Below are 13,064 nucleotides of genomic sequence, written 5' to 3' on the forward strand. Positions count from 1 at the left end.
CATAGACAGGCATTTCGTCAAGATTATTACGGTCACGTTACAAGAAGTTTTCGGCGGGGATCTTGCCATTAACTGAATGAAACGTAATTTCATTTAAGATGAAATTTTTTGATCTGCCACAGCATAGTGATAAATAGTCGTCATTCCTGGGCAAATGGACATTGCCTGCTGCATAGCTCCTCGGCTAATAAATAGACCTTATAAATATAAAACTTATATAACCCGAACCGAGGGACGCTATGAACCGTTTTATTATGGCTGACAGCCAAAAATGCATTGGCTGTCGGGCATGTGAAGTTGCCTGTGTAATGTCGCATAACCATGAACAGCATGTCTTAACGCCTGCGCGTTTTCAACCGCGCATCACCGTATTCAAAAACCGTGCCCAGCGTAGCGCAGTCACCTGCCGCCACTGCGAAGATGCGCCGTGCGCACGAAGCTGCCCGAATGGCGCAATCAGTCAGCGTGATGACGCTATTCAGGTTGACCAAAGCAAATGTATCGGCTGTAAATCCTGTGCTGTGGCATGTCCGTTTGGCACCATGCAGATTGTCCTTACGCCCGCCGCCGAGGGTCATGTAAAAGCGAATGCGCAGAAATGTGACCTCTGTGAGCAACGTGACGCTGGCCCCGCTTGTGTGGAAAACTGCCCGGCGGATGCGCTGGCGCTGGTAAGCCCGCAGCATCTTGCTGAGATGTCGAAAAACCGCCGGATGCAGGCTGCCTGTCGCGATGCGCAGCCCTGGCACAGCGAAAGCGCCAGCCAGAACCCCATTACCCTCAGCAAAGTGCAGCAGATGGCGCAAACGCCCGCGCGCGCTGAAGCCGATAAACTGGCTATTGAGGCACGTAAAACCGGCTTTGCGGAAATCTACCTGCCGCTTAGTGATAATCAGGCGCAGCAGGCTTCCGCGCGTTGCCTGACCTGTGGCGAACACAGCGTCTGTGAGTGGACTTGCCCGCTGCATAACCACATCCCGCAATGGATTGATCGTGTAAAATCCGGCGATATTGAAGCGGCTGCCGAGCTGTCGCATCAGACGAACCCGCTACCGGAAATTACCGGCCGTGTCTGTCCGCAAGACCGACTCTGCGAAGGGGCCTGCACCGTGCGTGATGAACATGGCGCTGTGACCATCGGCAATCTCGAACGTTATATTACCGATCAGGCGCTGGCGAAGGGCTGGCGTCCTGAAGTGACCCCGATGGTTGCCAGCGGCAAACGTGTGGCGATTATTGGCGCAGGCCCCGCCGGGCTGGCCTGTGCAGATGTCCTCGTGCGTCAGGGCGTCGAGCCGGTGGTGTTCGATCGTCACCCGGAAATTGGTGGCCTGCTGACCTTTGGTATTCCCTCTTTCAAACTGGACAAATCGCTGCTGGCACGCCGGCGGGAAATTTTTACTGCCATGGGGATTCGTTTCGAACTGAACTGCGAAATCGGTAAAGACGTTACCATGAACGCACTGCTGGAGGAGTACGATGCAGTGTTTGTCGGCGTGGGGACTTACCGCTCTATGAAAGCAAATTTACCCAACGAAGGGGCGCCGGGCGTTTATGACGCGCTGCCGTTCCTGATTGCCAACACCAAAAATGTGATGGGGCTGAGTGAACAGGCTGAGGAACCATTTATCAACACCGCCGGATTGAATGTGGTGGTGTTGGGGGGGGGCGATACGGCGATGGATTGCGTTCGCACCGCGCTGCGTCATGGGGCGACGAAAGTTACCTGTGCCTATCGTCGCGATGAAGCCAATATGCCCGGTTCGAAAAAAGAGGTGAAAAACGCGCGGGAAGAGGGCGCGGAATTTGAATTTAACGTTCAGCCGCTGACGCTTGAGCTGGACAGCAAAGGCCGCGTGAATGGCATCTGCTTTATCCGCACCGCGCTGGGTGAGCCGGACAGCCAGGGGCGACGCCGCCCGGTACCGATTGAAGGCAGCGAGTTTGTCATGCCTGCCGATGCGGTGATCATGGCGTTTGGTTTCCATCCGCACAGCATGCCGTGGCTGAGTGCGCAGGGTGTTGAGGTGGATGACTGGGGTCGTATTCGGGCGAATGTGGAGAGCCGCTACCGCTATCAGACGACAAATCCGAAAGTATTTGCCGGCGGTGATGCGGTGCGCGGCGCGGATTTGGTTGTGACCGCGATGGCAGAAGGACGCCATGCCGCACAGGGAATGCTCGACTGGCTGGGCGTTAAAACGCAGCACGCTCATTAACGACAAAACGGGCTTCAAAGCGTAGTATGGTTCGCTTCGAATTACGTTGTGGAGCCCGTATGTCATTTAAGATTGAAGTGATTAAAGATAAAGTTCTCAGCGAAAACTACTTTATCCTGCGCAATATCACCTACGATTTAACGCGAAAAAACGGCGACGTTATCCGGCATAAACGCGAAGTCTACGATCGCGGCAACGGCGCGACCATCCTGCTCTACAATTCCCGCAAAAAAACCGTCGTGCTGGTGCGCCAGTTTCGCGTCGCCACCTGGGTCAATGGCAATGAAACTGGTCGCCTGATTGAAACCTGTGCGGGCCTGCTTGATGACGATGAGCCGGAAGTCTGCGTCCGTAAAGAAGCTATTGAAGAGACCGGCTATCAGGTTGGTAAGGTGCGCAAACTGTTCCAGTTATACATGTCGCCGGGCGGCGTGACGGAACTCATTCACTTCTTTATTGGCGAATATGACGATAGCCAGCGTCGTAATGCCGGTGGTGGGGTCGAAGACGAAGATATCGAAGTGCTGGAGATCCCGTTCACAGAAGCGCAGGCGATGGTGAATCGCGGCGAAATCTGTGACGGTAAGACGGTGATCTTACTACAGTATTTGCAAAATTCAGGTTTAATGGATTGATTTTACTAAAGAAATAATTATGTATTTTATATGAATCAATCCGACAAATCCGATTGAGCGCGGCGCTCATGGCGTTGAAGATACCCCCGGTTAATTGATGTTTTTTTCTTCTGGGGTTGTACCGTTCATGCGCTACCGCGTTCTCCTCTTCTTGCTTTTGGGGCTACTCCCAACGTCGTTGACGTGGGCGTCTCCTGTCCAGCAGGTCTTTTCCGACTGGCTGGTTACCTGCAACAATCAGAACTTTTGCGTCACGCGTAACGTTGGCCTGCATCATGGGCTGGTGATGACCCTTAGCCGTAGCGCAGGTGCGCACATGGATGCCTCGTTACGTATAGAACTGGGCGGCCTGGTGAACCCGGTCGCCGCTGTGCCGCCGATAGCCCCGCGTTTATTGCTGGATGACAAGCCGCTCCAGCCTGGCGCAGAACACTGGAAAATTCAGCCCAAGCTGCTGGCAACAGAAGACAGCGCCGCCATTGATGCGTTCCTGCAGCAAATTCAGGATAGCGACGCCATTACCCTGAAAAAAGGGGTACAGGTGCTGTCGCTGAAGGGGCTAAAAGCAGCACTACTGTTTATCGACTCGCAGCAAAAACGCCTGGGGAGTGAAACCGCGTGGGTGCGTAAAGGAGATGAGCCGCCGCTGAGCGTTCCGCCTGCACCGCCGCTGAAAGCGGTGGCGAAAGTGAATCCGACGCCGACGCCGTTAAGCCGCGATGAATATGATGATCTGCTGGATTATGGCTCCTGGCGAATGAATAACACCCCCTGTTCGCTGGATCCGCTGCGCCGGGAGGTATGGGTAACGGCACTGACGGATGATAAAGCGCTGATGATGATAAGCTGCGAATCCGGCGCCTATAACACGATTTATCGCGCCTGGCTGGTTTCGCGTAAAAAGCCGCACGTTTCCAGCCCGATACGCCTGCGCCTGCCATTTTTGCCTTCCGGGCATGACAGCCGCGACGTTGAACTGATGAATCTCACCTTTAATGAAAACACCCGGGAATTAGTCACGCTGGAAAAAGGGCGTGGCCTGGGCGATTGTGGCGTGCAGACCCGCTGGCGCTATGACGGGCAACGTTTTCGCCTGGTGCGCTACGCCGGGCAGCCGGAGTGTGATAACTGGCAGGGGGCTGACGCCTGGCCTACCCAGTGGATCACCGGGTAGGCATTGCGCGAAAAGTTAACGTTTTTTCAGTACCGCTTTTGCCTTCTCGACAATATTCTCGACCGTAAAGCCAAAGTACGGGAACAGTTTCTCCGCAGGCGCGGATTCGCCGTAGCCGGTCATCCCGACAATGGCGCCTTTCAGGCCGACATATTTGTACCAGTAATCGGCAATCCCTGCTTCTACCGCCACGCGTGCGCTGACGCCTGACGGTAGCACCGATTCACGGTATTCCTCATCCTGCGCATCAAAGGTATCTGTCGAAGGCAGAGAAACCACCCGAACATTCACCCCCTCAGCGCGTAGTTTTTCCGCCGCCAGCACGGTGATTTCCACTTCTGAACCGGTGGCAATCAGAATGAGATCCGGCTTACCGCCCGCATCTTTCAGCACGTAACCGCCGCGCGATATTTCCCGCACCTGATCCGGGGTGCGCTCCATCTGCGCCAGATTTTGACGAGAAAGGATCAGCGCCGTAGGGCCGTGGTGGCGTTCGACGGCAGCCTTCCAGGCGACGGCCGTTTCGACCTGATCGCACGGACGCCAGGTGCTGAAGTTTGGCGTCAAACGCAGGCTGGCAAGCTGTTCCACTGCTTGGTGCGTTGGGCCATCCTCGCCAAGGCCGATGGAGTCGTGGGTATAGACCATAATCTGCCGTGCCTTCATCAGCGCCGCCATACGCGCGGCGTTACGCGCATATTCGACAAACATCAGGAAGGTGGCGGTGTAGGGGACAAAGCCGCCGTGATGGGCAATCCCGTTGGCGATGGCGGTCATGCCAAATTCACGCACGCCGTAGTGAATGTAGTTGCCGGAATGATCTTCTTTTAGCGATTTTGACCCTGACCAGATTGTCAGGTTGCTTGGCGCGAGGTCAGCCGAACCACCCAGCAGTTCCGGCAGAATCGGGCCATAGGCATTGAGGGTATTTTGCGAGGCTTTACGGCTGGCGATTTTTGCCGGTTCTGACTGCATCTTCTCGATGTACGCCTGCACGGTAGCAGACCAGTTCTGTGGCAACTCACCGCTCATCCTGCGCACAAACTCAGCCGCCAGTTCAGGGTGTGCTTTTTGATAGGCGGCGAGTTTCTCTTTCCAGCTCTGCTGCGCCTTTTCCCCGCGTTCGCGGGCGTCCCATTTTTTGTAGATCTCCTTTGGGATCTCAAATGGCGGGTGATTCCAGCCGAGCTGTTTACGCGCCAGCGCCACCTCTTCGACACCCAGCGCCGCGCCGTGTGCTTCCTCTTTACCCGCTTTATTCGGCGAGCCGAAACCAATAACGGTACGGCAGATAATCAGCGACGGTTTATCTTTGACGCTCTGCGCCTCTTCAATCGCCTTTTTCACCGCCTGCGGATCGTGACCGTCAATTTCATGTATCACATGCCAGTGATAAGCTTCAAAGCGCTTCGCCGTGTCATCGGTAAACCAGCCTTTGGTTTCACCATCAATCGAAATACCGTTGTGATCGTAAAAACCGATCAGTTTTCCCAGCCCCAGCGTCCCGGCAAGTGAGCTTACTTCATGCGAAATCCCCTCCATCAGGCAACCATCGCCCATAAATACGTAAGTATAGTGATCGACAATCTCATGCCCTGGCTGGTTAAACTGTGCTGCCAGCGTGCGCTCGGCAATGGCTAAACCCACGGCATTCGCCAGTCCCTGACCGAGCGGCCCGGTGGTGGTTTCAACGCCTGGCGTATAGCCCAGCTCCGGGTGGCCGGGGGTTTTCGAATGGAGCTGGCGGAAATTTTTCAGCTCTTCAATCGGTAAATCATAGCCGCTCAGATGCAGCAGGCTGTAGAGCAACATCGAGGCGTGGCCGTTAGAGAGAATGAAGCGATCCCGGTCATACCATGTGGGGTCTGTGGGGTTATGTTTCATGAAATCATTCCACAGGACTTCGGCAATATCCGCCATGCCCATCGGCGCGCCGGGATGCCCGGAATTGGCTTTTTGTACAGCATCCATACTCAGGGCGCGGATTGCATTAGCGAGATCTCTTCGTGACATTGATAGCTCCTTAGCAAAAGTGGCGATCTTGATAAGTTATGAGACGCATAACAAAAAAGCATAGCAGAGAGGCATAGCATTGTTTTCGATACTTGGTAACATGTTCCTCATATACCAATAACAATGTGAGCGCACAGGCCCAACCGCTGCGCATCACTTTTTAGTTCGATACGTGAAAGGAACCCCAAATGGACGAGCAGTTAAAACAAAGTGCCCTCGATTTCCACGAATTTCCGGTTCCGGGGAAAATTCAGGTCTCCCCGACAAAGCCGCTGGCGACGCAGCGCGATCTGGCGCTGGCCTATTCACCCGGCGTTGCCGCGCCGTGTCTGGAAATCGAGAAGGATCCCCTGGCCGCTTACAAATACACCGCCCGTGGCAATCTGGTGGCGGTGGTCTCTAACGGCACGGCCGTGCTTGGCCTCGGTAACATTGGTGCGCTGGCCGGTAAACCGGTAATGGAAGGCAAAGGCGTGCTGTTCAAAAAATTCGCCGGTATTGATGTCTTCGACATTGAAGTGGACGAACTCGATCCAGACAAATTTATCGACGTAGTTGCCGCGCTGGAACCGACTTTCGGCGGTATTAACCTCGAAGACATCAAAGCTCCCGAATGTTTCTACATCGAGCAGAAGCTGCGTGAGCGTATGAACATCCCTGTGTTCCACGACGATCAGCACGGCACGGCGATTATCAGTACTGCGGCGATTCTGAACGGTTTACGCGTGGTGGAGAAAAATATCTCTGACGTGCGCATGGTGGTTTCCGGCGCAGGTGCGGCAGCGATTGCCTGTATGAACCTGCTGGTGGCGCTGGGGATGCAGAAGCACAACATTGTTGTCTGCGACTCAAAAGGCGTTATCTACAAAAATCGCGAAGCCAATATGGCGGAAACCAAAGCGGCATATGCCGTGGATGACGATGGTAAGCGCACGCTTGATGATGTGATTGCCGATGCGGACATTTTCCTCGGCTGCTCCGGGCCAAAAGTACTGACCCAGGAGATGGTGAAGAAAATGGCGCGGGCACCGATGATCCTTGCGCTGGCAAACCCGGAACCGGAAATTCTGCCGCCGCTGGCAAAAGAAGTACGCCCGGATGCGATCATCTGTACCGGCCGTTCGGATTACCCGAACCAGGTCAACAACGTGCTCTGCTTCCCGTTCATTTTCCGTGGCGCGCTGGACGTTGGTGCGACGGCGATTAATGAAGAGATGAAGCTGGCGGCGGTACATGCGATTGCCGAACTGGCGCATGCTGAACAGAGTGAAGTCGTGGCCTCCGCCTATGGCGATCAGGATCTGAGCTTTGGCGCAGAGTACATCATTCCGAAACCGTTCGATCCGCGGCTGATCGTTAAGATCGCCCCTGCGGTGGCGAAGGCGGCGATGGACTCCGGCGTGGCGACGCGCCCGATTGCTGATTTCGATGCCTACGTCGAAAAACTGAGCGAGTTTGTCTATAAAACCAACCTGTTCATGAAACCGATTTTCTCTCAGGCGCGCAAAGAGCCGAAGCGTGTGGTACTGGCGGAAGGGGAAGATACCCGTGTGCTCCATGCTACGCAGGAGCTGATTACGCTGGGGCTGGCGAAACCGATTCTGATCGGCCGTCCGAGCGTTATCGAAATGCGTATCCAGAAACTGGGCCTGCAAATCAAACCGGGCGTCGATTTCGAAATCGTTAACAATGAATCCGACCCGCGCTTTAAAGAGTACTGGAATGAGTACTATAACCTGATGAAACGCCGCGGCATCAGCCCGGAGCAGGCGCAGCGTGCGGTGATAAGCAACACTACGGTGATTGGCGCTATCATGGTGCATCGTGGGGAAGCGGATGCGATGATTTGCGGCACTATCGGTGACTATCACGAACATTACGGGGTGATTCAGCCGCTGTTTGGTTATCGCGATGGCGTTCACACCGCGGGCGCAATGAACGCGCTGCTGCTGCCGAGTGGCAATACCTTTATTGCCGATACCTATGTCAATAACGATCCCACGCCGGAGCAACTGGCGGAAATCGCCCTGATGGCGGCGGAGAGCGTGCGCCGTTTTGGTATCGAACCGCGCGTGGCGCTGTTGTCCCACTCTAACTTTGGTTCGTCTGACTGCCCGTCAGCCAGCAAAATGCGCGAAGCGCTGGCACTGGTCAGAGAACGTGCGCCAGAATTGATGATTGACGGTGAGATGCACGGCGACGCCGCGCTGGTGGAGAGCATTCGCAGCGATCGTATGCCTGACAGCCCACTTAAAGGCTCAGCCAATATTCTGGTGATGCCAAATATGGAAGCCGCGCGTATCAGCTACAACCTGCTGCGCGTATCCAGTTCTGAAGGCGTGACCGTCGGCCCGGTATTAATGGGCGTGGCGAAACCTGTTCATATTCTGACGCCGATTGCCTCTGTGCGTCGCATTGTGAATATGGTGGCGCTGGCGGTGGTAGAGGCGCAGACTCAGCCGCTGTAAGGGCTAAAAATAAAAAGCGCGGGAATCAACCCGCGCTTTTTAGATAACTGAAACCTTAAATCCACTCACGGATTTTTATAAACTCGCTCAGTGCCGCTTCCGGGCTGCCCGCTTCCGGCTGGTAATCATATTCCCAGCGCACCAGCGGCGGCATCGACATTAAAATAGATTCGGTGCGTCCACCGGTTTGTAGACCAAATAGCGTACCGCGATCCCACACCAGGTTAAATTCCACGTAGCGCCCACGACGATAGAGCTGGAAGTTACGTTCGCGTTCGCCGTAAATCATTGCCTTACGACGTTCAACGATGGGGAGATATGCATCACAATAGCCTGTCCCTACTGCCTGCATAAATGCAAAGCAGTGCGCGAAATCCGGCGTGTTCAGATCGTCAAAGAACAGACCACCGATGCCGCGTTGTTCGTTACGATGTTTCAAAAAGAAGTAGTCATCGCACCATTTTTTATAGCGTGGATAAACATCATCGCCAAATGGCAGACATAAATCACGCGCCGTGCGGTGCCAGTGAATCGCGTCTTCTTCAAAGCCGTAATACGGCGTTAAATCAAACCCGCCGCCAAACCACCATACCGGGTCTGTGCCGGGTTTTTCGGCGATAAAGAAACGCACGTTGGCGTGGCTGGTGGGGATGTAGGGGTTACGCGGATGGACGACTAACGACACACCCATCGCTTCAAAGCTGCGCCCGGCAAGCTCCGGGCGATGGGCGGTGGCTGACGCGGGCATCGCGTTACCGTAGACGTGGGAAAAGTTGACGCCCGCTTGCTCGAAGATAGCGCCGTCGCGCATTACGCGGCTACGACCGCCGCCGCCCGCGTCGCGCTGCCAGCTATCTTCAATAAAAGCGCTGCCATCAAGATGAGAAAGTCGCTGACAGATATCGTCCTGCAACTGAAGTAAAAAGGTTTTGACCTGGCCTGCATCAACGTTCATTAGTGTCTCTTCGCGTGGGCTTTCTGGTTATCGAACCAGTGGAAATAGCTGATAATCCCCGACGCAATGGCGTTGGCAATTTTCTGACGAAACGCGGCGGTGCCCAGCAGACGCTCTTCTTCCGGATTGGTGATAAACGAGGTTTCCACCAGCACCGACGGAATTGATGGCGATTTCAGCACCACAAATGCGGCCTGTTCGGTGCCTTTGCTGTGGAGTCTGTGCACCGGCTTAATCTTTTTCAGGATATGTGAACCGAGCGTCAGGCTGTTTTTGATGGTGTCGGTTTGCACTAAATCGAACAGTACCTGCTGAAGCAGATGATCTTTGTTAGTGGCTTTTTTCCCGGCGACTTCATCCGCCCGGTTTTCACGATCAGAAAGATATTTTGCCATTGCGCTACTTGCGCCACGATTGGAAAGCGCAAATACCGACGCGCCCGCCGCGGATGGATTGGTAAAGCCGTCCGCATGAATCGACATAAAGAGATCCGCGCCGTGTTTGTGGGCAATCTCTACGCGATCGTATAACGGAATAAAGGTGTCTCCGGTACGGGTTAAGCGGGCGTCGATGCCCTGACTGCGCAAAATTGAACGCACATTTTTGGCTATCGCCAGCACCACATGTTTCTCTTTCGACCCGTTGCGGCCAATTGCGCCGGTATCAATACCGCCGTGACCAGGGTCGAGAACCACAATACGCTTACCTGATTTCTTCGCGGCAGGCTTGCTGTGCCCATTGCTGGTTTTTAACGGGGCATCTTTTGCGATGGCACTGGACATACCTGACAACGTCAGTGCAGCCAGCCCGGCTTTCAGCACCTGGCGGCGCGAAGCAAGTGTTTTTATCGGTTTAAAATTGCTCATTCGGCCTGAGTTGTAAAAATTAGTGTTCCATATGTTATATCGTATCGCGTTTTCCGTTACGACTACTCAAGATTGGAATTGTTTTACTTTTCATTTCAATACGTGACGAAGCGGCATTATGCCATTTTTTTGCGCTATTTTCGTCAGATATTGGCTAATTCGGATGATCACGCCATAATCACAGTTTTTAAACCCGAAAAGGGGCAGAGATACCATGGAGATACGCGTTTTTCGCCAGGCCGATTTCGAAGAGGTCATCACCCTGTGGGAGCGATGCGATCTGCTGCGCCCATGGAACGATCCTGAAATGGATATCGAACGCAAAGTGCATCACGACGTCAGCCTGTTCCTGGTGGCGGAAGTGAACGGCGAAGTGGTCGGTACCGTCATGGGCGGTTACGATGGTCATCGCGGCTCGGCTTATTATCTGGGTGTGCATCCCGAGTTTCGTGGGCGCGGCATCGCCAATGCGCTGCTTAATCGCCTTGAGAAAAAACTTATTGCGCGCGGCTGCCCGAAAATTCAGATCATGATCCGTGAAGATAATGACGTCGTGCTGGGTATGTATGAACGCCTGGGCTACGAGCACAGCGACGTGCTGAATTTGGGTAAGCGCCTGATTGAAGATGAAGAGTACTGAGTTTTTCCCTTCCGATTTCGACCATCATGGCCGTTTGCGATTACCGCTTCTCTTCTGGTGCCTGCTGCTGTTGCAGGCCCGGACGTGGGTGCTGTTTGTGATTGCGGGTGCATCGCGCGATCAGGGCGCGACGCTGCTGGGGCTGTTTTATCCCGATCACGATAATTTCTGGATTAGCCTGTTGCCCGGCGTGCCTGCGGTGCTGGCCTTCCTGCTGAGCGGCAGGCGGCAGCATTTTCCCCGTCTGTGGCGTGCGCTGCGTCCGCTGTTGATTATTGCCCAGGGCGTTCTGCTGGTCTGGCAACCCTGGCTGTGGCTACAGGGCGAACCACTTTCCGGCATTGGCCTGAGCCTGGTGATTATCGACTTGTTTGCGCTCTGGTGGCTGCTGACCAACCCTCTTTTACGCGCCTGTTTTCGTGAAATCACAGAATAAAGTGCACTTTTTGCCGTGAGCGCACTCCAACTGGCGTTAAACAAATAAGAAAGGACTTAGAGATGAAATCGCTGCGTTTACTTGTATGTGCTCTGCCGCTGGCTGTAACCGGCTGTTCTACGCTCTCTTCGGTGAACTGGTCTGCGGCGAATCCGTGGAACTGGTTTGGCTCTTCCGTGGAAGTCACGGAGCAGGGCGTCGGCGGCATAACCAGTACCACCGCGCTGGATGAGCAGGCGATTAACGATGCGCTGGGTGGTGACTATCGTCTGCGCAGCGGGATGAAAACCGATAACGGTACTATCGTGCGTTACTTTGAAGCGTTGAGTGGCGATAAGCTGGCGCTGGTGGTAAACGGAGAAAACGGTACCGTCAGTCGCATTGATGTGCTGGATAGCGCCATCAAAACGGACAGCGGCGTCGAGATTGGCGCGACGTTCAGCGACATTTATAACAAAGCCTACGGTCACTGCCAGAAAGCGACCGGTGATGACAGTGCGGGCGTTGAATGTAAAGCCGAAGGTAGCCAGCACATTAGCTATCTTTTCACCGGTGAATGGAGCGGCCCGCAGGACTTAATGCCATCAGACGACGCGCTGAAAAACTGGACGCTGAAGAAGATCGTCTGGCATCGTTAATTTTGCGCAAGGTTAATCCTTCACGCTGAAAAAACGCGTACAATAGCGCCATAAATTGAATGCCACGATGTCGTGGCATTTTTGTGAAGGAGGAGCGATGTCTCAGGTTCAGAGCGGCATTTTGCCGGAACATTGCCGCGCGGCGATTTGGATTGAAGCCAATGTAAAAGGGGATGTAAACGCCCTTCGTCAGAGCAGCAAAATTTTTGCCGATAAACTGGCTGGTTTTCAGGCCAAATTCCCGGATGCGCATTTAGGCGCGGTAGTCGCTTTCGGCCCGAAAGTGTGGCGCGAACTGAGCGGCGGCGTGGGTGCGGAAGAGCTGAAAGATTTTCCGGGCTACGGCAAAGGCCTTGCCCCCGCGACCCAGTTCGATGTGCTGATCCACATCCTTTCTTTACGTCAGGATGTCAATTTCACCGTGGCGCAGGCGGCGGTGGAAGCCTTCGGCGACAGCATCGATGTGCAGGAAGAGATCCACGGTTTCCGTTGGGTGGAAGAGCGTGATCTGAGCGGCTTTGTCGACGGTACCGAAAACCCGGCAGGCGAGGAAACACGTCGCGAAGTGGCGGTGATTAAAGACGGTGTTGATGCGGGCGGCAGCTATGTGTTTGTTCAGCGTTGGGAGCATAACCTCAAACAACTGAACCGCATGAGCATTCCGGATCAGGAAATGATGATTGGCCGCACCAAAGAAGCCAACGAAGAGATTGACGGCGACGATCGCCCGGTGACTTCACACCTGAGCCGCGTCGACCTGAAAGAAGATGGCAACGGGCTAAAAATTGTTCGTCAGAGCCTGCCATATGGCACGGCCAGCGGTACGCACGGCCTCTACTTTTGCGCTTACTGCGCGCGTCTGCACAACATCGAACAGCAACTGCTGAGCATGTTTGGCGATACCGATGGTAAGCGTGACGCGATGCTGCGCTTCACCAAACCGGTTACCGGCGGCTACTACTTCGCGCCGTCGCTGGATCGTTTGCTGGCACTGTAACAGTTGCCTGATGGCGCTACGCT

The 13,064-nt window shown here is 54.5% G+C and carries 11 protein-coding genes; 8 read left to right on the plus strand and 3 right to left on the minus strand.

Annotated features, from left to right (window positions below; translation table 11 throughout):
• Positions 1 to 239 precede the first annotated feature (239 nt).
• From aegA to VSR74_RS18400, 3 genes are all read left to right on the plus strand, one after another.
• Entirely contained in the window at positions 240 to 2,219 is a 1,980-nt protein-coding gene (gene aegA, locus VSR74_RS18390; RefSeq protein ID WP_347796059.1) for a formate-dependent uric acid utilization protein AegA, read from the plus strand.
• Positions 2,220 to 2,278: 59 nt separating this feature from the next.
• Complete coding sequence (gene nudK, locus VSR74_RS18395) at positions 2,279 to 2,854, plus strand: GDP-mannose pyrophosphatase NudK (protein ID WP_347796060.1); 576 nt, start codon at positions 2,279 to 2,281, stop codon at positions 2,852 to 2,854.
• A gap of 127 nt (positions 2,855 to 2,981) precedes the next feature.
• A complete protein-coding gene (locus VSR74_RS18400) occupies positions 2,982 to 4,028 on the plus strand; it encodes a DUF1176 domain-containing protein (protein WP_347796165.1) in 1,047 nt (348 codons plus the stop codon).
• Positions 4,029 to 4,043: 15 nt separating this feature from the next.
• Here VSR74_RS18400 and tkt read toward each other — a convergent pair whose 3' ends face one another.
• Entirely contained in the window at positions 4,044 to 6,041 is a 1,998-nt protein-coding gene (gene tkt, locus VSR74_RS18405) for a transketolase (RefSeq protein ID WP_347796061.1), read from the minus strand.
• Between the two features lie 188 nt (positions 6,042 to 6,229).
• On the opposite strand from tkt, the gene maeB reads away from it, so the two are divergent.
• Positions 6,230 to 8,509 (plus strand): NADP-dependent oxaloacetate-decarboxylating malate dehydrogenase, encoded by a 2,280-nt coding sequence (gene maeB / locus VSR74_RS18410; protein ID WP_347796062.1) that lies wholly within the window; start codon positions 6,230 to 6,232, stop codon positions 8,507 to 8,509.
• A 55-nt stretch (positions 8,510 to 8,564) separates the two neighbouring features.
• On the opposite strand, the gene hemF is transcribed toward maeB, so the two are convergent.
• Both hemF and amiA read right to left on the minus strand, forming a co-directional pair.
• Positions 8,565 to 9,464 carry an oxygen-dependent coproporphyrinogen oxidase gene (gene hemF, locus VSR74_RS18415; RefSeq protein WP_347796063.1) on the minus strand — a complete coding sequence of 300 codons (900 nt, stop codon included), beginning with the start codon at positions 9,462 to 9,464 and terminating at the stop codon, positions 8,565 to 8,567.
• The gene (amiA, locus tag VSR74_RS18420; protein ID WP_347796064.1) at positions 9,464 to 10,330 is read right to left on the minus strand and encodes an N-acetylmuramoyl-L-alanine amidase AmiA; all 867 of its coding nucleotides are present in this window, start codon (positions 10,328 to 10,330) and stop codon (positions 9,464 to 9,466) included. The genes hemF and amiA overlap by 1 nt, the downstream gene beginning before the upstream one ends.
• 214 nt (positions 10,331 to 10,544) lie before the next feature.
• On the opposite strand from amiA, the gene VSR74_RS18425 reads away from it, so the two are divergent.
• From VSR74_RS18425 to VSR74_RS18440, 4 genes are all read left to right on the plus strand, one after another.
• Positions 10,545 to 10,970 (plus strand): GNAT family acetyltransferase, encoded by a 426-nt coding sequence (locus tag VSR74_RS18425; RefSeq protein ID WP_015963500.1) that lies wholly within the window; start codon positions 10,545 to 10,547, stop codon positions 10,968 to 10,970.
• Positions 10,957 to 11,406 (plus strand): DUF2919 domain-containing protein, encoded by a 450-nt coding sequence (locus VSR74_RS18430; RefSeq protein WP_347796065.1) that lies wholly within the window; start codon positions 10,957 to 10,959, stop codon positions 11,404 to 11,406. The genes VSR74_RS18425 and VSR74_RS18430 overlap by 14 nt, the downstream gene beginning before the upstream one ends.
• A gap of 62 nt (positions 11,407 to 11,468) precedes the next feature.
• Complete coding sequence (locus VSR74_RS18435; protein ID WP_347796066.1) at positions 11,469 to 12,044, plus strand: RpoE-regulated lipoprotein; 576 nt, start codon at positions 11,469 to 11,471, stop codon at positions 12,042 to 12,044.
• 97 nt (positions 12,045 to 12,141) lie between these two features.
• On the plus strand, positions 12,142 to 13,041 hold the full coding sequence (locus tag VSR74_RS18440; RefSeq protein WP_347796067.1) for a Dyp-type peroxidase: 900 nt from the start codon (positions 12,142 to 12,144) through the stop codon (positions 13,039 to 13,041).
• The last annotated feature ends 23 nt before the right edge of the window (positions 13,042 to 13,064 follow it).

This window comes from Pseudocitrobacter cyperus, assembly GCF_039889165.1.
GTDB classification, from domain to species: domain Bacteria; phylum Pseudomonadota; class Gammaproteobacteria; order Enterobacterales; family Enterobacteriaceae; genus Pseudocitrobacter; species Pseudocitrobacter cyperus.